Below are 21,774 nucleotides of genomic sequence, written 5' to 3'. Positions count from 1 at the left end.
TAAGATGATGATTTAAAACCATTTATAATAAGTTCAAAGTGGGAGAATTCTCCCACTTTATACCCACGCAGCCACTTTGTTTAGCAAAGCATCGCGATCGGCGGGTTTAACAATAAAATCATTCATCCCTGATGTTTGTATTAATGCCAATGTTTTCGGGCTGTTATCTCCGGTATAACCGATGATTGGAATGTATTTGTAGTCACGATCTGAACTGCGGATCAAGTGAGTAGCTTCCAATCCTCCCACCTTGGGCATTTCAATATCCATCAAGACTAAATCGATGACCTGATTATCCATGTGGTTTAACACTTCACAGCCATCATTAGCTTGCAATACTTCATAGCCTTGCTGTTCAAGCAAAATAGCGGTAAAGGTACGAATTGATTGATTATCATCAACCACTAAGATGCGTCGTTCATGACGGCACTTCTGGATCGGGATGATGTTTCGGTTCATCAAGACTGAATCTTGCTCAAACAGCAGTCGGTCAATAACTCGCTTCGTTTTTTTGAGTATGGAATGAATGCTAATAGGCTGAATGTGTAAATAGCGGTTTATATTAACTGCGTATTCTTTACTTGGGTCAAAGAGATAACCAATACACCCTTCTGAGAAACTCAACGTCCCTTCAATTTTAGGAAGCAGTTCACCTTGCGATGTCGCGTCATCCAAATCCAATAAAATCAGATCGAATTCAAACTCATAGTCTTGCCGTTTCACGGCTTGCTGAGCAGAAAGTGCGGTAAAAGCAAATCCGTCCTCTACCGCGAGACGATTCAGCTCACGGACTACCTCTTGATTTGAGCCAAGGTAGATCACCGATTTCGATTTCAGCAAATCCGCTTTAATCTCTTTGACCGTATCTGAATCATAGCGAGGAAATTTAAGTATGAATTCCGTCCATTCACCTTGCTTCGAATGGCAGCGAATCGTGCCACCAAAGGCGGTCATCACTTTACGGCAAAAAGGCAAACCCAAGCCATAACTGCCGTTTTTCCCAAAGGTATAAAAGTCACGGAAAATATCTTCAAGCATTTCAGGGGCAATCCCAACCCCATTGTCACGAACCTTGACAATATTATGCTCCGCAGATTGTTCTATTTGCACCTGTACAACAAACTGTTCTTTTTGATAATAAAAAGCGTTTTTCAGCAGATTGAACAGTGCATAAGTCAGTAAAGTATCGTTCCCAAAAAACTCAAACGGTTGCTTGACTTCAAGCTTAACCGCATGTCGGTCGGCTACATTTTTATAAGGAAAGGTTTTGAGTGCCTTCTCAATCACGTCTATAACGGAATATTTTTTAAAGCTTGTCGTAGAAACACGGTTCTCATCAATGGAAGTCAACAGCAGATCTATGGCGTTATTGCCAGAGTAAATAACCTCATCTGCTTCATTCAACATTTGATGCAAAAGATCCAATTCTTGTACATCTAGAGGAGGGACGGATTGAGTTCCTGTCTGTGACTTGGGGAGTATAGTGCGAATCACATCAATTGATGTTTTGAGCGCACTGAGTGGATTACGCATTTCATGTGCGATCCCAGCCCCGAACGTTTTGGCAATAGAAACTTTGCTTTCATGAGAAATCTGGTTTCGGAAAAAAAACAAATTTCCAAAGACATAGGTAAACAAAAATATCGGCATAAATGGCCATTCGAGCAATGTCGAAGGTTGAAAATCGGCGATGCAATACACCACGAAGTAGGACAAGGCAATAGAGGACAAGGCTTGTATAGCCATCACTCGTGTATCATGCACTAAGAGGATGTGCAGAAAAATAGACGCCATAAACGACATAGCCCAAATCGTCGACCAATCATTCATCAACATCATGAAAGAAAAGAAGAAAGGCAAGCAAAAACCTATCGTCAGCAAGTAATAGTACGGCATGTAACACTGCAATTTTTTTGGCAAGAAATCCCGAAATGCAAGCAGCGAAAACAAGGCAGAGCCAACAAGGCGTAACCCTAGGTTCTCATAGGGCTGTGGAAACCAATACTCCCAAATGATGTAATAAGCTGGGAAACCAAGCATTCCCATCCATCCCACCAAAGAAAGGTTGGGTTCGGCAAACTGGTATACTTTTTTTATTACATCTATGCTCACAGCCACTGACTCTTTATTCTTTTCATACTCATCAAAATGCGCATAGTCTATCGATGATTATCACTGAGGTCAGTGATAATCATCAAAGCCCATCGTTTTACTCTAGGAAACCAGACGCAATGTACTACCCATTCTTGTCGCCAACACATCCAATCTTTGCCCGATCTGCTCTTTTAGCTCGGAAACATGAGAAATAATACCTATTGTTCTACCTCCCTGCTGTAGATCTACTAGAGTTTGAATCGCGAGATCGAGCGATTCAGGATCTAAGCTGCCAAAGCCTTCATCAATAAATAGCGTATCAAGACGGATGCCTCCACTGTATGACTGCACAACATCGGACAACCCAAGTGCTAATGCGAGTGCCGCCATAAATGACTCACCGCCCGACAAGGTCGCCACATCACGCCATTTACCGCTATAGCTGTCTTCAACCATCAGATCTAAACCAGACCCTACATTACCTTTGGCTCTTTCTTCTTTGCGCTTGAGTAAATAGCGGCCTCGGCTCATTTTGAGTAGCCGTTGCGAGGCTTGCAGTAAAACGTCATCCAGCAACACCCCTAACACAAAACGGTGCAAGCTCACTTTAGCGTCCGTTTTACCGTTGGCAATATCACTGAGTGTGCCCACTACTTGATATTCAGCTTCAAGCACTTGGTTTTTTTGATAAAGCTCCGTGAGTTGTTTAGACACTCGCTGCAAACCATCCATGCGCGATTGATGCTGTGTAAACTGTTGTAACGCGCTGGAAACGCGCACTTCATACTCTTGCACCATGGCTAACATCGGTTCAAGTTCCGGTGGCGTTTTATCCACAAGCTTGCGTGTCAAAGCCTGTTGCTCACCATTGAGCATGGCTCCCCGCTCTTCATACTGAGCAATTTGTGTTTCGATTTGGAGCATGGCTTCATCTGTTAAGCGTGATTGCAAATAGTGCTGCTCATCATGCATGCCGTAATATTTCAATCCTTCTTGCCACGCTTGTGCAGCCTGTTGGGCTTGTTGCTGGCTTTCCTTATGTTGCTCAACGGTGGCTTGATATGCCGCCTGAACACTGGCCAGGTGCTTTTGCGCTTGAATCCATTGCTCTCGAGCCACTTGTTCGTTTTTTTGCAATGAGTCAATTTGAGTTTGCACTCGCTGAATTTCACTGCGTAGCTGAGTGAGATCAGAAAGTGCTTCTGGTATCTCTTGTTGCAAACTTGCAAGCTCGGCTTGTGCTTGAGTCAACACCTGCCATGCTTGCTGTTTATTATGATTTTGTTTTTCGAGTGCCGCTTTACTTTGTACTAAACGTTGCTCGCACTCTTCAATTTGTCGCTGCAAAAGAGCAGGATTGAGTTGTTGTAACGCATTGATTTCATTGCGTAGAGCTCGTTGCTGCTCGATTAGCTCTGCAAGAGATGCAATATTTTGCGTTTTTAATTCAACAACGAGCGTGTTCAATCCTTGCTCTAGCTGTTGCAACTGAAAGCACTGCTGCTGCCATGCACTGAGCGCGGCTTGTTCTTGTTCAAGCCATTGCTGTTGGTATTGTCGGGCCTGCTTAACCTGAACTTTGGTGACAACGTCACCATAAAACTGTGCTTTATGGGGGTGCTCAAAACTGCCGCACACAGGGCAAGGTTGATTGGGCATCAACTCCTGCGCCAACTCTGCGGCACGTTGAGTATGCCATGACAGTTCCAGTTCATCAGCCACTTGCTTCGCTTGTTGCGCTTGCGTCTGTATTTGTCGATATTGCTGTTCAAAACGCTGGGATTCTTGCAGAGCACGCTGTCGTTCATTGCTGAGCGTTTGTTCCCGTTCTCGATCTTGGATCTGTGGTGTAAGCAAGTTGAGCTGCGCTTTTTGAGCTTCCAGACGAGTCAGCTGGCGCTGTTGCTGCTCCCATTCCAAACGTTTATTTTGGATCTCTTGAACTAGCTGCTCACTGGCACTTTGTAAATTGAGCGTATTTTGAGTAGTGAGCTGTAAATCACGTTCAGCTTTGGCAACCCGTTGCTGCACACTCTCTTGCGCTAAAAGTTTTTGTTCAGCACGCTGCCACTGTATACGTTGCTCGTTTAACTCAGGTAATACTTCACAAGCTAAACTAGCCTGTTGGCTGGCCCACTGAGCTTGCTGCTGTTGCTGTTCGCTCTGTTGTAGCAGTAGATTTTGCTGTTCAACTCTCTGCGCAGCATGGATTTGCGTTTTATGGGTTTGATGCCACTGCTGATGCACCGCCGTTAGGTGTATCGCCTTTTGGGCTTGTTGACGCTGTTCACGTAACACATCAATTTGCATTTTCTGTTGCTGATGCAAGGCTATTTCTGTGAGTAATTGCTGCTGACGAGCAAACTGCTGATTGAGTTCAAGAGCCGATTGATACTGGGCTTTGCTTTGATCCAGAACCTGTTGCTCATTTTTTAATGCCTGCTGTGCTTGCACAACTAATGGTGCAATTTGCGCAAGCTCAAGGTGCAGCTGCTGTTCATTCTCCAAGCCCACTACATGCAAAGTACCTTTGATTTGCTGATCAAATTCTTCTTTCTCTTTGCGAATGCCTGCTGCGCGTTCAAATAGCGTACGCTCAATCTGGCTATAGAGTTGAGTTTGAAAAAGCTGACCAAAAATCTGCTCGCGCTCTTTAGAGTTGGCCGTCAGCAATTCACGAAACTTGCCCTGTGGCAACACCATCACTTGGCGGAATTGTTTTACATCCAGCCCAATTAATTCAATCACCGCTTTAGCCACCGGTGTTGGGCGATTGGCGATCAGTTCATCAGTGCCCTGCTTTAAAGCAAGCAAAGTGGCGGAATGGGCTTTCTTAGTCATACCTTCGCCACGTTTTTTCGGGATTTCCTGATCCGGCTGCCGAGTGATTTGGTAATGCGATCCACCCAGTTCAAACTCAAAGCAAACTTCGGTCAACGTGTCTGGATCGGCGAAATCACAGCGCATTTGGTCGCCAGTTCGCTCACTACCAGTAGTTTCACCGTACAAGGCATAACAAATTGCATCAAGAATCGAGCTTTTCCCCGCCCCAGTTGCACCATTAATCAAAAACAGTGGAGCATCACCAAGTTCTGTGAAATCAATGACTTCTCTGCCAGCGAAAGGACCAAAGGCTTGCAAGGTTAGCATTATCGGACGCATGTTATTGCCCCTCTGTTTTTAAACGTTGGATCACCTCGACCACCACTTGCTCTTGTTGCTCCGTTAGCGGTTCACGTTTAGCCTCTAAGAAGAAGTCACGAAACATATCAAGCTCTCCACGAGCTAATCGCGCCTTGCCCATCTCTTGATCGATTCCAATCAGCATGCCGGGCTTTTCGATATGCAGCACATTTGGATAGACCTGACGTAATTTTTCCATTGGGTCAAGAATGGCATGCTTATCTAAGAGTCGAACCAAGAGATAATCCTCAGCCTGCGGATCGGTTGCACCTGCCGCGAGAATCGCTTCCAGTTCTCCTTCAATGATTCGCATCTGATGTGGGGCTTGCAGAGGTATTGCTGTAGCTCGGACAAAACCTTGGCGATCTAACTCCACTAAGGTTGCTCCTTTACTTTGGTGCTGCTCCCCAAAACTGTATTTCATTAAAGAACCCGAATAACGGATGTATTCAACCCCTTTCATTTGTGGCTGATGCAGGTGCCCTAATGCGACATAATCAAACGGCAAAAAATGGCGATGATCAACGCGATCGGATCCCCCAATGGATAACGGACGCTCAGATTCTGACTCCATCGCTCCATCGACAAAACAGTGACTGATCAAAACATTGCGTTGTGAAGATGCCGCTTTAGCGAGGATTTTTTCACACAGCAGTTGATGTGCAACATCATGGCTGTTGATTTCATTTTGATAATAGTGGCGCACCAATTCGGGATCGTTGTATGGCATGCCCCAAAATGCCACTTCACCCGCTTGCTCAGAGTGGAGCACCAAAGGCTCCATCATCTGCTCAAAATCCGCGAAAATGTGTAAGCCGGATTTTTTCATCTGTTTGGCCGCAAAACCTAAACGCTTTGCACCATCATGGTTACCGGGGATCATCAGCAAAGGCGTGTTTAGTTCTCCGCATATCACACTCACGACTTCATCAAGCAGATCAATCGCCGCAGTAGGTGGCACTGAGCGATCATAAATATCACCGGCTACGATCACCGCATCAACAGGATTGTCGCGCAGAAAGTGGATCAACTGCTCGAGTACGGCGCGCTGATCGGCCAAGAGGGAAACTTGATGAAATTGGCGGCCAAGATGCCAGTCAGAGGTATGCAGAAATTTCATGCCTTTCCTGTCGAGGAAACAAAAACTGGCGCACATCATACCTTTATTTCACGCAATTTCGATGCGTGACTGCGATAAGTTGGGCTTAAGCCCATCCTTTTCGATGAAAACATAACCATGAATGCCATCGCTTGGCCACAAAGACGGCCAACAAGTGAACAGAACCATTCATCGGCATCACCTTGCTATCAGCGCAATTTTAGCTTCTTACCTTCAATTGACGTGGAATGAGCTCAACCCCAGTTTGATACCGTTTTGCCGAAGCATTTAGTGCTAAAGCCAATGCGCTATCCGCGATTAGCTCAAACTGTTGAGGCAGCGAATTCACACGCATCGGTAAAAAATCCAGTAGCCTGTTGTCACCAAACGTGGCTAAACGTACTTTTTGCATCAATTCTGGCTGCTCAAGCAAGACATCCAAAATACCCTCCAATAAAGTGTAGGAGGTAGCCACTACCGCATCCGGCAGTTGTTGTTTTTCCACCCATTTGGCAAATACTTTACGTCCTTCTTCACGGTTAAAGTGTTCGCCATATCCAATCCGCGTAGATAGCCCCCACTCTTTTGCTGCCATAACAAATCCTTGCTCACGCTCTCGAGACACGCTCAACTCAGGCAAGGCTCCTACTAAGCCGATGCTATGAACATGCTTGCTTAATACCGATCGAGTGAGCTCAAAAGCGGCGCCAAAATCTTCGCTGATCACGCAAGAAAAATACTCATCGTCCAACGCTCGGTCTATCGCAATCACAGGGGTTCCTGATTGCTGCAGCTTGAGATAGAAATCACTGGCATTAGGAATACTGCTGGCAACAAACAAAGCATCGATCCGCCGAGAGACCAGAGCCTCAGCCGCGGCCACTTCAATCTCAGGATCATCATCCGAACAAGCGATCAAGATTTGGTAACCGGCTTGTCGAGAATTTTGCTCCAGTAGTTTGGCTAATCGCGCATAGCTGGTGTTCTCTAAATCAGGAATGATCAAACCAAAGGAGCGGCTGTTACCCGCACGCAGCGCAGAGGCTGCATGATCCGGCCGGAAATTGTATTGATCAACCACCGCCATCACTTTTTGCTGAGTTTTCTCACTGATCCGGTATTTTTGTGCTTTGCCATTGATCACATAACTGGCGGTGGTTTTCGATACCCCAGCCAATTTCGCAATTTCATCCAGTGTCATAATCCCTACTCGTTTTATGTGCGTCTGATCATAGAACGCGATTTTTGATCTCTGCTCAGAGTTGAATTATATGCTGAATCGATTCAGTATTAAAGCTGAAAGGATTCAGCAAAAGCATAGAGACTTCACACTCTCACCAACAATCGGTGAATGAGTGAGAATAGGAACAAGCAGCATCATCGTGATTATTCGGGGTTTTGCTGAATTTTTTTGCCCTTAAAGCTGAACCGATTCAGCTTAAGAAAATAGAGAGCGGATCGCATCCGTTAAACATATCCAAAGCCACCTACACTTCATAGGTCAGTGGTATGGATGCATCCCGCCAAAATAGGCAGGCAACAAGGGGTTAAGTATGTTGGAACTCACCACACAAGATATTCAATTGCAGCAGCAGTTCGACAATAAGCAAGCTGCAATCCAAGGACTCGCGAACGCACTGATCACAAAAGGTTTCGTTGCTGAAGGTTACGCGCAAGGTATGCTCAATCGCGAAGCGCAGCACTCGACTTATTTGGGGAATGGTATTGCAATTCCTCATGGCACAACGGATACCCGAGAACTGGTACAGCAAACGGGTGTAACCGCCATGCACTTTCCACAAGGTTTAGATTGGGGAGATGGCAACCGTGTTTATGTTGCGATTGGGATTGCGGCAAAATCGGATGAACACTTAGGCATTCTCAAACAGCTCACGAAAGTGTTATCTGCAGAGGGCGTAGAGCAAGCCTTACATAAAGCGAAAACGGCGCAGCAGATCATCGCAATTATTAAGGGTGAAGCACAACTCAGCGCCGATTTTGATGCCTCATTGATCCAACTGCAATTTCCGGCAAGCGACATGGTGCAAATGAGTGCAGTCGCTGGTGGACTACTGAAAAATACAGGCTGCGCAGACAGCGAATTTGTTGCAGAGTTAGTGACCAAATCCCCTACCCACTTGGGCCGTGGTGTTTGGCTAATTGCCAGTGATCGCGCCGTAAAACGCACGGGAATGTCTATCGTAACCACCGCAAATCATTGTGAATACCAAGAGCAAACGGTTAAAGCGCTGATCGCATTTTCCGTGTGTAATGATGCCCATCAACCCCTGTTAAACAAACTTTCTCAACTTGTTTTTCAACAGCAGCAAGAACAGCTCTTACAAGCGGATGTTAACCAACTCCTTGCCATGTTTACGGAGGCAGAACCACAAGTCAGCACCGATACCGCCTCACAAGCAGAGCATAGTGCCGTGTTTCGCATCAAAAACACTCACGGCTTGCACGCCCGCCCAGGCGCGATGTTGGTCGCCGAAGCGAAGAAATTTGAATCTAGCATTCGGGTTTCCAATCTTGATGGTGATGGACAAATAGTCAACGCAAAAAGTTTGATGAAAGTGATCGCCTTAGGTGTGAAAAATAATCATCAGTTGCAATTCAGTGCAGAAGGCCCAGATGCCGAAGCGGCACTGCAAGCGATCGGTGCCGCGATTAATGCCGGTTTGGGTGAAGGTTGAGGGGGAGATGATGAACAATAAAGTCGTCACCATTACCTTAAATCCAGCATTGGATTTAACCGGCAGCATGGCGCAGCTAAATGTAGGGTCGGTCAGCCTTGTTGAGCAAAGCTCACTGCATGCAGCCGGAAAAGGCGTCAACGTGGCTAAGGTGCTGAGTGAACTGGGAGCGGATGTTACCGTCACAGGTTTTCTTGGTCGTGATAACCAAGAGCTATTTTGCCAACTGTTTACTGAACTTGGCGTACGTGACGAGTTCATCCGCATCGCGGGAGCCACACGGATCAATGTCAAACTGGTCGAGCAGGATGGTGAGGTCAGTGATATTAATTTCCCTGGTATTTCCGTCTCTCAAACTGATATCGAAGCCTTCGAACGCACCTTACTGCGTTTAGCGCAAGATCATGATTATTTTGTTCTCGCAGGCAGTTTACCCAAAGGGGTTTCGCCACAACGCTGTGCAGGTTGGATTGCTCAATTACACAGTATGAATAAAAAAGTGCTGTTTGATAGTAGCCGCGAGGCATTACTCGCAGGACTAGATGCTAAACCGTGGTTGATCAAACCCAACGATGAAGAACTCGCGCAGTGGTGTGGCCGAGAATTGGCAACCCTAACGGACTGCCAACAAGCCGCAGCGGAACTCGCTCAAAAAGAGATTGAAAACATTGTTATCTCTATGGGCGCTGCGGGGGTTATGTGGCTACATCACCATGAATGGCTGCATGCTAAACCACCCAAAATGCACGTTGTCAGCACAGTCGGTGCTGGCGATACGCTGGTTGCTGGTCTCTGCTGGGGACACATGCAACAGATGGAAAAAGAACATCTGCTTCGTTTCGCTACCGCTCTATCCGCACTTGCTGTAACGCAAGTGGGTGTGGGTATCAGTGATAAGGAACAACTCAATACTCTACAACAACAAGTGCAAGTATCCGCACTCCATCCCGTGATGAGTGCCTAAGGACAGAAGGTCGTGAATATGAAAATAGCCATTGTAACCGCATGCCCAAGTGGCGTTGCTAACAGCATTATCGCTGCAGGTTTATTGCAGCAAGCCTGTAAAACCTTAGGTTGGGAGGCAATCATTGAATGCCACTCTACAGTGATTGCTGGCCATACCCTAACAGAGGATGAAATCCGATCGGCAGATCTTATCGTGCTCGCCACCAACAGCACCACTGACACACAACGCTTCGTGGGTAAAAAAGTGTATCAAAGCTCAATTTCAGCTTGCACGACCGACCCTGTCGCGTATTTGAATCAAGCGGCTGCGCAAGCGAGCGAGCTGACTCAAACACAAGTCACTCAGGCTGAGTCAGAAAAACCTATTGCGGCTGCAAGTAATCAGATTGCAGCGAAAAGAATCGTTGCCATCACCGCCTGCCCAACGGGTGTGGCTCATACCTTCATGGCAGCCGAAGCTCTAGAGGCAGAAGCGGTACGTCAAGGTCATCAAATCAAAGTCGAAACACGAGGCTCTGTCGGTGCGAAAAACCAACTCACGGATCAAGAGATCGCTCAAGCTGACTTAGTGATCATCGCTGCTGATATTGATGTCCCATTAGAACGCTTCCACGGCAAAAAACTGTACAAAACCAGCACAGGTTTGGCTTTAAAGAAAACCGCTCAAGAACTGAATAACGCATTTGCACTTGCCAAAACTTTCACAAGCTCAGTAAACAGCGGTGCGAGCGAAAAATCGGAAGAGAAGAAAGGTGTATATAAACATCTAATGACGGGTGTTTCTCACATGCTTCCCGTGGTGGTTGCCGGTGGCCTTATCATCGCGCTCTCTTTCGTCTTCGGTATCGAAGCCTTTAAGCAAGAGGGGACTTTAGCAGCCGCTTTGATGCAGATCGGGGGAGGCTCCGCCTTTGCACTGATGATCCCCGTTTTAGCCGGTTACATTGCTTTTTCGATTGCTGACCGCCCAGGATTAGCACCCGGCTTAATTGGCGGTATGCTCGCAAGCTCAACTGGCGCAGGTTTCCTTGGCGGTATCGTGGCGGGTTTCCTAGCCGGCTATAGTGCAAAATTTATTGCCGATAAAGTACAACTGCCTCAATCAATGGCGGCGCTTAAACCTATCCTGATCATCCCTTTCATCGCGAGCTTATTCACGGGTCTTGTGATGATTTATGTGGTGGGCGGCCCAATGTCGAGCATCATGTCTGGCATGACAAGCTTCCTCAATAATATGGGATCAGCGAATGCGGTTCTGTTGGGCATTGTACTCGGTGCGATGATGTGTTTCGACTTAGGTGGCCCAGTCAACAAAGCGGCATACACTTTCGGTGTTGGTCTACTCGCCTCGCAAACTTATGCGCCAATGGCGGCGATCATGGCAGCAGGTATGGTTCCAGCCTTAGGGATGGGTCTGGCTACTTTCATCGCGAAAGATAAATTTGAAGCGGGTGAGCGTGAAGCCGGTAAAGCATCCTTTGTCTTAGGTTTGTGTTTCATCTCCGAAGGTGCGATTCCATTTGCGGCCAAAGATCCAATGCGTGTCATCCCCGCTTGTATGGCTGGTGGAGCAGTAACAGGTGCACTTTCCATGTTGTTTGGTGCAAAACTGATGGCACCACACGGTGGTCTCTTCGTACTCTTGATCCCAAATGCAATTAGCCCTGTATTGCTCTACCTCGTTGCGATTGCTGTAGGTACTGCGATTACTGGTTTTGGCTATGCCATGGTGAAAAAAGCTGCACCCGCGAAAGTCGCAACAGCTTAGTGACTGCCGACTAATACTCTACCCACAAAAAAGCCAGTGGACTCCCACTGGCTTTTCTATTTGACTCTATTTTTTGTCCGTTCGTTTGTCTTGAATAAACTGGCGTGAAACATCCACGACAGCGACATCTTTAAAGAAACTGCGGCCAAGTAATAATGGGTAAGTCAAATGGGTGCGATCTGCTAGAGTAAACTCCGTTTGCTCTTTCAAATCCCCAATCTGAATCCATGCGACAACAACAGCACGGCGCTGAGTCTTATCGGTGCTCGATTGACGAATTTTCACCCAGCGTTCAACGGGCAAACTCAACTCTTCACTGCGAATATTGTCGTGCTCAATGCGAAACTTCACCCAATCTTTACCATCTCGCTCAAAAGGAACCACATCTACCGCACTGATTGAAGAGGTGGTCGCCCCAGTATCAATCCGTGCTTTAAAGCTCTCTTTCAAACCTGGGATATAAGCCCACTCTTTCTCACCTAAAATGATTTTGCCATCAGAGGTACGTTTTGCCGTGGAAAAGTCATCCTTGGGTTTAACTTCAGTTTCCAACGTGTGTGCAGGCTCAAGCACAGGCAAGGTTTCCACTAGAGGAGCGTTATCCTCAGTTGGCGTTTCCACCACAGGCTTCTCTACTGGTTGCACCGGCACTGTAGCTTCCGGTTTTTTCTCAGGTTCCTTGGGCACGGGAGTCGTAGCGCAAGCCACTAACCCACTACTTAACATTAACGACACTAACAATTTCAGTGGTTGATTCATCTCTTCACCTAATCAAATACCACCCTTCCTGATTGGGTATGTGTTTGCCATCTTCATTTACGACACTTGAATAATTGCATTCGCGACATAAGGAATGTCTTTTTCGGTCAGACCGGCGATATTGATCCGCCCATCTGCAACGCCATAAATCGCGAACTCTTCACGTAAGCGACCCATTTGTTCAGCCGAAAACCCGAGTACAGTAAACATCCCTCTATGGCTTTCAATAAAATCGAATTGTCGCGTATTGTGTTGATTTCTCAACTCATTACACAAATCTTTGCGCAGAGTTAACAAACGTTGCTGCATTTCGCTCAGTTCTTGCTTCCAAATAGTGGTGAGCTGTTCATCTCTAAGCACGGTTTTCACCAAAGCAGCGCCATGATCAGGTGGCATGGTGTATGTGGAGCGCGCGAGTGTCAGCATTTTTCCACGAGCATTGGTCACATCCTGCTGGCTTTTACCAATAACGATGGCCGCTCCTGTACGTTCACGGTACAAGCCAAAGTTCTTTGAACAAGAGGTGGTGATCAACATCTCTTCCATGCGTTCAGCCATATAACGTAAACCTTGCGCATCTTGCTCCAAACCATCACCAAAACCTTGGTAAGCAATATCCACAAATGGAATGAAGCCGTTTTTCTGTGCAAGATCGGTGATTGCTTGCCATGCTGAAAAGTCGATGTCAGCCCCCGTAGGGTTATGGCAGCAACCATGCAGTAGAACCACATCTTTCGGGCCGGCTTGTGCCAAATCCGCCAACATCAGCTCGGTATCGACCATTTTGGTCTCACGGCTGAAATAGCGGTAGTAACGCACTTTTAGCCCTGCTGCTTCCATCACGGGTTTGTGGTTCACATAGCTAGGATCGGTGATCCAAACTGTTGTTTCAGGCTGCGCGACACGCATCAAATCCCCAAGCATTCTTAGTGCACCACTGGCACCAGGAGTCTGGATCGCGATCGTGCGTTCAGTATCGAGTGTGGAACCTAAAACTAATTGCATCATGCTCTGGTTGAATTCTTCACAACCGGCAAGACCAACGTACGATTTGGTTTTTTGAGTCGCAACCACTTTATCTTGCGCCATAGCTACGGCGCGCATGATAGGAGTTTCGCCAAGACTGTTTTTATAAACGCCTATGCCTAGATCCACTTTTTGCGGACGAGGATCATTACGAAAGGCGACAGAGAGAGAAAGTATCGGATCTAGAACTGGAGCTGCTAAATGAGTAAACATGAAAGTCACAACCCTTTGAAATTCAGGTAACAACCCACAAAGTAAACCAGATAGATAAAAACCGAAAGGGATTTTTTGCTCTCAGCACCACAGCCTTAATCTCGGCGCTGAGAACAACAAAATTAGAGAGTAAAACGGTGGATCACTTGATTTTCGCTCCCCCGCCACTCCAGCATAGGATCCGCCAGTGCTTGCTCAAACTTACCATCCACTAGCACATCGAGATAAGGCAAAATGTGTTGCTGCTGTTCACTAAGTTCGTCTAGACGATAACCTGTCCATAGCCAGATGTCTTTACCCAGACATTCCTCTCTTACTCTGCGTACCAAACGTAAAACCGCTTCGAGATTTGCAGGATGAAGAGGATCACCGCCAGAGAGCGACAAACCGCGGCGTTTAATGCGTGTATCGTTTAAGTCCGCGATGATCTGATCTTCCAACTCTTGAGTATAAAGATGGCCAGATGAAACGGACCAAGTGCTTTGGTTGTAGCACCCTTTGCATTGATGCACGCAACCGGAGACAAACAGCGTGCAGCGTGTCCCCGGCCCGTTGACCACATCAATTGGATAGTATTGATGATAATTCATAGTGTTACAGGTGTTTTACCCGACGTTTTACTTCTTCTTGCTTACCAACGTTAAATGGACGTGCATCTGGGCTGCCCAAATAACCACACACACGGCGTGTAACAGAAACTTTAGTTGGTTCATGGTTGCCACAGCGTGGGCAAACAAACCCTTTGCTCGTGCAATCAAACTCCCCAGTAAAGCCACACTCGTAACACTCATCAATTGGCGTGTTAGTACCGTAATACGGCACTCGCTGATAGCTGTAATCCCACACGTTTTCCAGCGCTTCAACATTGCGTTGCATGTTAGGGAATTCACCGTAACAGATGAAACCACCGCTGGAAATTTCTGGGTACGGCATTTCAAAATCGATCTTGTCGTAAGGGTTAACCTTCTTCTGTACATCTAAGTGGAAACTGTTGGTGTAGTAACCTTTATCGGTCACCCCTTCTACCACGCCAAATTGTTTGGCATCAATACGGCAGAATCGGCTGCACAAGTTTTCACTTGGCGTACCATACAGGCTAAACGCGTAGCCCGTTTCTTTCTTCCATTGCTCAACGGTGTTACGCATGTGCAGGATGATTTTCACCGCCTCTTCACGCAGTTGTTCATCATCGTAAACGTGTTTTTGAGCACCAAACAATGCCGTGATGGTTTCGTGCACACCAATATAGCCTAGTGAAATAGAGGCGCGGCCATGTTTGAAAATATCGGCAATCGAATCATCAGCTTTCAAACGCACACCACATGCACCTTCCATATACAGAATAGGGGCTACACGGGCTTTCACATTTTCTAAACGATTAATTCGAGTATCCAACGCACGACGTGCCAGTTTTAGCTTTTCATCGAGTAGTGCGTAAAACTGCTTCACATCACCTTTGGCTTTAAGCGCGATGCGTGGCAAGTTTAAGCTTACCACCCCAAGGTTGTTACGCCCTTCATGGATCAGCTCACCATTTTCTTCATAGGTGTTCAGGAATGAACGGCAACCCATTGGGGTTTTGAATGACCCCGTCACCTCAACCACTTTGTCGTAGTTCAGAATGTCTGGGTACATGCGCTTAGAAGCACATTCCAGCGCCAACTGCTTAATGTCGTAGTTAGGATCTTCGGTTTTGTGGTTAAGACCATCTTTAATCGCAAATACCAGTTTCGGGAATACTGCCGTTTTACGGTTTTTGCCCAAACCTGCGATGCGATTTTTCAAAATCGATTGCTGGATCAAACGCGATTCCCAGCTAGTGCCTAAACCAAAACCGAAAGTCACAAACGGGGTTTGCCCATTTGCTGTATGTAGGGTGTTCACTTCATATTCCAAAGATTGGAATGCATCGTAACACTCTTTCTCAGTGCGGGATTTAGCAAACGCTTCTGGGCTATGAATATCCCACTCACGAGCAATCTCTAAATGCTTTTCGTAACTAGCCGTCACATAAGGTGCGAGCACTTCATCAATCCGGTTGATGGTGGTACCGCCATAAATATGGCTAGCGACTTGAGCGATAATTTGCGCAGTCACCGCCGTTGCGGTTGAAATTGACTTAGGCGTATCAATTTCCGCATTACCCATTTTGAAACCGTGGGTTAACATGCCTTTGAGATCAATCAGCATGCAGTTAAACATTGGGAAGAATGGTGCGTAATCCAGATCGTGATAGTGAATATCACCCTTCTCATGTGCCTGCACTACATCACGCGGCAAAATACGCGTTTTAGCATAATGTTTAGCCACAATACCTGCTAACAAATCACGCTGAGTTGGGATCACTTTGCCATCTTTATTCGCATTTTCGTTCAGCAAATCGGCATTGCTCTCTTCGATCAGTCCTTCAATCTCTTTGGTCAGTTTGCTCTGCTTCTCACGCGCAACATCTCGGTCATGGCGATATTCAATGTATGAACGAGCTAATGCTTTGTACGGGCCTTGCATTAGCTCGTTCTCTACGAGGGTTTGAATCTCGGCGATATGCACCTCTTCGTAACCTTTTAGCTTGAGCTCAACCGCTAACGCGACATTCAACGCATAGATGGCGATTTCTTGATCTGCATGTTCAGCTGCGCTTTCCACAGCAGCTTGGATACGATCCCTGTTAAACGGGGCTTTTGAGCCATCACGCTTGATTACGATAGGTTTCACCTTTTCTCCTTACCCAGCATACCCACAGAGTTATCCACAAATACACTATATAGGGCTAATTTTTCTGCGACTGACACTATATGTTGTGGCGTATTTAACGAAATGCATCAAGTGAGAGTATTGATTTAGATCAACGAAAATAGACCAATGAGTAAGATCAATGCGATCTTATTGGGGAAGATCCCAAACCAGAAAGAAACCTTGAAAATAACTATTTTTGTGATTTGAGTAACTGAACTGAGGAAAGTTTGACCCTGCTTATTGTGGTGACTGAGTTACCGCAAGCAATCGATGTTTAAGCGATGAAAGTGTGCAGAAATTTAACGTCTTAGATACGGATTAACTTCTCATTTTTGTAGCGAAGCTATCACCTTATCTATTGCGAGTCGTTGTCATTGACAACAATCACCACCGCTAAAAGCGGTGGTTTAGGGATGACAAAAAAAGCGCCATCACGGCGCTCTTGAAAAACTTCCGGCCATGCCGAAAGAGAGTTTGAACTGTTGTTACAGTTGCACGTTTACTTTAGGAAAATCTATATCAGTGCCAGCTACGTGGTTTGCATAGTTTGTAAAAGTATTCGCACTCACTTGAGCTAATACTTCAAAAACCAATCCTTCATCGACACCCTGTGCTCGTGCTGCTTCCAATTGTTCATCCGCAATCACGCCACGCTGTTTTACCAGAGAGACAGCCAGTTGCACTAAGGCGTTATCCAAGGCATTAAGTGCTGTACCTTGACGCGCGACAAGGATCTGTTCATCAGATAAACCCGTACTACGGCTAATCATGGTGTGGGCAGACAAACAGTATTGGCACGCATTAGCTTGACCAACGGCAAGCGCAATGAGTTCACGCTGCTTAGCCGTTAAGCGGCCTTGGCTAAGCGCTTCGCTAAATGCCAAATAAGCATTCAATACGGTCGATGAGTGTGCCACCGTTGCATACAGATTCGGAACCATGCCGATTTTCTGTTTGATCGCATTTAGGGTTACAGCAGCTTCGCCTTGTGGGTTGGATACAGGGGTAATACGGCTCATGATAAGCTCCTTATTGATTTTGTGATTTGTGTTTCAGTGAATTAACGTTGTGTATATTGACACAATGAAAAATACGAATTATCACTAAAAATCCATAAAATCATACAATACGTCTTATCTCATGGATGCGCTCTCAACCCTAATTCAACATGCCGCCCCCAAAGCCAGCTTGTTTTTCTCTGGCAATCTTTGTCAAAGTTCGGAAAGTGTCGAATACGGCAATACAGGGCAACTCCATTTATTACGCAGTGGCGAGTTGGCTCTACACCAAGCGGGCAGTTCCGCCCTTACACTCCGTGAACCGACACTGATCGTATATCCTCGTGGTCGACATCATCGCTTGCAGCCTATGCATTTCAGTGGGTGTGATTTGGTTTGTGCTCGCTTAACCTTTAGAGACTCCCCCTTATTTCGTGCCTTGCCGGACACATTGATCATTCCCCTTGCACAACTCGATGGGCTAGCACCTACCATTAATTTGCTGTTTGAAGAAGCGTTTTCTCAGCGCTATGCCCATACCGCGGTAGTGGCTAGCTTATTGGATCTTCTGCTACTGCTGCTATTGCGCCATCTGGTTGAACACCATTTATGTGAATCTGGTTTATTGGCCGCAATGACGGATCCTAAACTCGCCAAAGCCATCGAAGCCATTCATGCTAACCTCGATACTCCGTGGACCATTGCAGAATTAGCCAATTTGGCCGGTATGTCTCGGGCTCAATTCGCAGCACGTTTTCATCAAGTGATCGGTCAGCCTCCGCTAAGTTACGTGACAGAGTCACGCTTACTGCTGGCGAAGCAATTGCTGCTTTCAGGGCAACCTATCAAGTTTATTGCTTTAGAAGTGGGATACAGTGGTGGGGTGGCTTTTTCTCGCGCCTTCGAACGACAATTTGGTTTAACACCAACGCGTTGGTTGCAACAACATAAACGAAATAGTGGAGAGGTTATTGACCCTACAGAATGAACCACAGGTGACATAACCCCTCACTGTGATGATGAGATCTACTGAATATCTAACTGATTAAGCAATGAGGGGTATCCCCATCCGTTCTCACCCACGACCACACTTTCACCCGTGAGGTATTCATACAACGTTGGAGCGAGTGAGCCATTTTGCTCCGATTGCAAGGCGTTGACATTACGCCCTATCGGTATTCCCCAGAAACCTAAAAAGGCATCTTTTTCTAGGTAACTTTCCCCCGCATGCCGGCCAGGAACTTTGGTGTTATAACCTAAGCCTTCACGCGGAAAGAGATTAATAGTACCTGCGCGTTCTTCTTCATAAATTGCCGCTAATTGATTCACGGAATCAGGGCGAGGTGTAAAACGTGTAAGCCTTCTCCATTCCATTTCATCACACCAACTGGATACATTACTTTCCTGTGCACGATACAGGCACTTATCCACCAACTGAGCGAATTCATTAAGTATGTCAGTGTTTGGAGTGGGTAAATATGGGTTAAGTTGCTGCAGTTGCAAAAGCTGCGGCTTACCTTGTACAGCCGAATAGAAACGTTTGTTGCCAGATTGTCGGATGATTTCATCTCTCCGTTTTCCATCACGCATACCGATCACCCGTACCGCGCAGTCTCCCAGTTGACAGGAAGATTCTCTCACCACAAGGTAATCTAGTGTATCGCCTAACCGCTTTAAGCTTTCATGAATAATGTCAATGGATTTACGGCTGCCTCTCGGCTGCCATTGAGTTAATTCTTGAAAAACAGGTTGGGTTGCCCACCCCGTCGCAGAGTTAAAAAAGTCCAACATGAAATTGCCACCCGCCGTGGAAGCCACCACCACATCCACCGTTTGGTAGCTCGGCGCATTTAATGCATTTGTTAATTTGGGCCCTTCCCCTTCATCAGAAGAGATTTTATCCACCGTGATTGAGATGCCCAATTCTCGTTGCAGTGGCATGAAAATTTGCTTTTCAGGGTTCAGTGAATAATAAACTGGCGATAAACCGTGATCGCCCGCCATTCCCCATAGGGTGCGATCGTAAACCCCCGCCGTTTGGTATGCGGCTTCCGTTTCCCTCAACCAGTAATCCAGGCGATTTAGCTCTCCAGTTGGCATGATCACTTCATCGCTAAATGGGCCTGTGAAATGGGCGAAATGATCTGGCCAAGGGTTATAAATCAATGTGTAGTCAGGCATACCATGCATATCAAGCTCTGCATATTTGTTTAACTGTTGCTCAAGGCGTTGCTTCAATGTAACGCGTGTCAGTAGTGCCCATGTCGCAGTGTTCTGATACGCAGTGATCTGCTCAACGAGCTTGGTTCTTAATTCCGTCAGTTGCCGTTCCACCACGGCTCTCTCATTGAGTTCTCGTATACAACGCTTCTCCCCAAAGTCTCGCAGCGCTTCTCCTGCGCCTAAGTTAACCAATCCATCATAGGTCACATGAGCATTCCAATCATATTGGCCGTTACAGTTCAACGTTTTCAGATAATCGAGGCGATCAAACATCGTCTTCACCCCGCGCTCATTCATGAGGCGATCGAGCTGCAAAGCATCGTTACCAAAAAAGTAATAAGCACGATCGTCTTGACGATCCACAAAATGAAAATTGGGAATACCTGTACCGTCAGGCCCTGAAACTTTAGCCCCTGTTTTTATGATAGGAAGATTACGCACGCTGATAGTCGGGGTTGAGGAGATCCCGACTTGCACAATACTTGAACGATAGTTCTGATAAAGCTGTTTGAAGAATGGCAAGTAATATGGATCATGATAAGGCTGCTCAGAAAGTACCTGCATAAAACGAACTTGCTGCTCATGCTCTGGCGTTTCAAGCGCGAACACATTTTTAAACTGTTCAGCATACAAATGCTGTTGGTAAGCCTTCTGAATAAAAGGTTTTTGCGGATCAACCAAGCCTTCTAACAATCCTTGCTGTAAACCATCCACTGTAACTTGAACCGCGAAGCGACGTTGTTGTTGGGACTGTAAAAATGCAATCAGCTGTTTGGGGTCGCTATCTAATTTATCGGCAAGCCAATCTTGTAAGCGTTCCGTGCGTTCTTGCTGATATAGGAATTGACGATAACCTTTTAAGACGTTCAAGCGGACAAAATCAATCAAACTGACAGTGACCGCTTGCGCTTTGTTATTCACTTTATCAACATTTTCTGGTTTAGCGTCTTCCAATACACTCAATAGGGCGTTTTTCATTTCTCCCTCATCCATACCACTGGCAGCTTGTCGCAAGATATCTACCACGAGAGGCTGAATTTTAGCCACCAAAGCACGATCGGCAGGCGCATCAGATAAATATTGGTACTGTGCTGGCAACTGTTTGAGATCGCGCCATTCGCCAATTTGCACCAGAGCATCATACAAAGCCACCATGGTGGCAATAAACTGACTATCAACCTTAATCCCCTCTTGGTGCGCTTGATCTTTAGTATGTTGACTTTGCTCCGTGATAACTGGTTTCCCAAGCGAAAATAAGCTGTGTTCAAAACCTTTTAACGCTTGGTCGTCATACACGCTTGATAAGTATTTTTTAAATTGATCCTCCGTCGACATTCCGCTGTAACGGTCGTAATACTGATAAAGAAAGTAGCCTAGTGGAATAGCGTAAGTAGGATCAGAAATTTGCTTGATCACTCTAGCCTTGGTTTTAACGTCTAGTGGAAGAGTTAAGATATAACTGTCTAGAGTGACACCAGCGATGGTAAACAGCGCGGCATCACGAGTCAAAGCCGTTGAATAACTCAGCGAATGCGTGATTTGATGCTTAAAGACCTGCGCAGAGTTATAAACACTTCCTACCATAGGAATCGATTCAACAGTCGCATTCACCACAAAAGGGAAACATCCTAAAAGCGCTACTAAGGATAATTTTTTACATTGATAGGGGGAGTTCATGTTTATTCCTATTGCAGATTGATGCGGAGTGAGTCTTAGAGACTGAACACTCTGCCTTTGATAACACAATGAATCAACAGATGTTTTTAGAATTCGGACTCTATATCTCCTTCTTATTGAAACTGATTTGTAGCACTTTAAACCCCACATGTTTAACCAATCTAGGTCCGAATTGCTCATTCTCTTTTACCCAGTCAAGCTCTCGGTCAAAGCAAGGAAAAAACCAAGAAAACCAAGAAAATAAAGTGGGTAGTGCATCATTAAAAATAAGTTGAACGCAAATCAGCAACCTTAGCTTACGTAATTTAACATTTACGCAACCAACTAAACTTTCCT

Annotated in this window: 14 protein-coding genes; 4 read left to right on the top strand and 10 right to left on the bottom strand. The window is 46.1% G+C overall.

Annotated elements, in window-relative coordinates; genetic code table 11:
* Window positions 1-57: 57 nt before the first annotated feature.
* The 4 genes from VOA_RS0118350 to cra form a co-directional block, all read right to left on the bottom strand.
* Window positions 58-2,046, bottom strand: coding sequence for a hybrid sensor histidine kinase/response regulator (locus VOA_RS0118350; RefSeq protein WP_198006599.1), 1,989 nt, complete (start codon window positions 2,044-2,046; stop codon window positions 58-60).
* 168 nt (window positions 2,047-2,214) lie between these two features.
* Window positions 2,215-5,256: an AAA family ATPase gene (locus VOA_RS07245; protein ID WP_032468310.1), complete on the bottom strand. Its 3,042-nt coding sequence runs from the start codon at window positions 5,254-5,256 to the stop codon at window positions 2,215-2,217.
* 1 nt (window position 5,257) lies between these two features.
* Complete coding sequence (locus VOA_RS07250; RefSeq protein WP_000670231.1) at window positions 5,258-6,397, bottom strand: exonuclease SbcCD subunit D; 1,140 nt, start codon at window positions 6,395-6,397, stop codon at window positions 5,258-5,260.
* A gap of 199 nt (window positions 6,398-6,596) precedes the next feature.
* Complete coding sequence (gene cra / locus VOA_RS07255; protein WP_000171127.1) at window positions 6,597-7,577, bottom strand: catabolite repressor/activator; 981 nt, start codon at window positions 7,575-7,577, stop codon at window positions 6,597-6,599.
* Between the two features lie 352 nt (window positions 7,578-7,929).
* Between cra and fruB the strand changes: the two genes are divergently transcribed.
* The 3 genes from fruB to fruA are packed head-to-tail and all read left to right on the top strand — an operon-like array spanning window position 7,930 to window position 11,806.
* Entirely contained in the window at window positions 7,930-9,072 is a 1,143-nt protein-coding gene (fruB, locus tag VOA_RS07260; protein WP_000891953.1) for a fused PTS fructose transporter subunit IIA/HPr protein, read from the top strand.
* Window positions 9,073-9,082: 10 nt separating this feature from the next.
* Window positions 9,083-10,036, top strand: coding sequence for a 1-phosphofructokinase (gene pfkB, locus VOA_RS07265; protein ID WP_009356022.1), 954 nt, complete (start codon window positions 9,083-9,085; stop codon window positions 10,034-10,036).
* 18 nt (window positions 10,037-10,054) lie between these two features.
* Entirely contained in the window at window positions 10,055-11,806 is a 1,752-nt protein-coding gene (fruA, locus tag VOA_RS07270; RefSeq protein WP_000684708.1) for a PTS fructose transporter subunit IIBC, read from the top strand.
* Between the two features lie 66 nt (window positions 11,807-11,872).
* On the opposite strand, the gene VOA_RS07275 is transcribed toward fruA, so the two are convergent.
* From VOA_RS07275 to VOA_RS07295, 5 genes are all read right to left on the bottom strand, one after another.
* On the bottom strand, window positions 11,873-12,565 hold the full coding sequence (locus VOA_RS07275) for an ATP-dependent zinc protease family protein (protein ID WP_001075505.1): 693 nt from the start codon (window positions 12,563-12,565) through the stop codon (window positions 11,873-11,875).
* 57 nt (window positions 12,566-12,622) lie between these two features.
* Entirely contained in the window at window positions 12,623-13,804 is a 1,182-nt protein-coding gene (locus tag VOA_RS07280; protein ID WP_000494046.1) for an amino acid aminotransferase, read from the bottom strand.
* A gap of 122 nt (window positions 13,805-13,926) precedes the next feature.
* On the bottom strand, window positions 13,927-14,394 hold the full coding sequence (gene nrdG / locus VOA_RS07285; protein WP_001106213.1) for an anaerobic ribonucleoside-triphosphate reductase-activating protein: 468 nt from the start codon (window positions 14,392-14,394) through the stop codon (window positions 13,927-13,929).
* 4 nt (window positions 14,395-14,398) lie between these two features.
* Window positions 14,399-16,519 carry an anaerobic ribonucleoside-triphosphate reductase gene (gene nrdD, locus VOA_RS07290; protein ID WP_000802765.1) on the bottom strand — a complete coding sequence of 707 codons (2,121 nt, stop codon included), beginning with the start codon at window positions 16,517-16,519 and terminating at the stop codon, window positions 14,399-14,401.
* Between the two features lie 506 nt (window positions 16,520-17,025).
* Entirely contained in the window at window positions 17,026-17,559 is a 534-nt protein-coding gene (locus tag VOA_RS07295; RefSeq protein ID WP_000087096.1) for a carboxymuconolactone decarboxylase family protein, read from the bottom strand.
* 121 nt (window positions 17,560-17,680) lie between these two features.
* Between VOA_RS07295 and VOA_RS0118345 the strand changes: the two genes are divergently transcribed.
* A complete protein-coding gene (locus tag VOA_RS0118345) occupies window positions 17,681-18,526 on the top strand; it encodes an AraC family transcriptional regulator (RefSeq protein ID WP_000339642.1) in 846 nt (281 codons plus the stop codon).
* Window positions 18,527-18,564: 38 nt separating this feature from the next.
* On the opposite strand, the gene VOA_RS07300 is transcribed toward VOA_RS0118345, so the two are convergent.
* On the bottom strand, window positions 18,565-21,345 hold the full coding sequence (locus VOA_RS07300; RefSeq protein WP_032468337.1) for an alkaline phosphatase family protein: 2,781 nt from the start codon (window positions 21,343-21,345) through the stop codon (window positions 18,565-18,567).
* Window positions 21,346-21,774 lie beyond the last annotated feature (429 nt).

The organism is Vibrio sp. RC586 (genome assembly GCF_000176715.1).
GTDB lineage: Bacteria > Pseudomonadota > Gammaproteobacteria > Enterobacterales > Vibrionaceae > Vibrio.
This window is presented reverse-complemented; position numbering and strand designations above follow the sequence as displayed.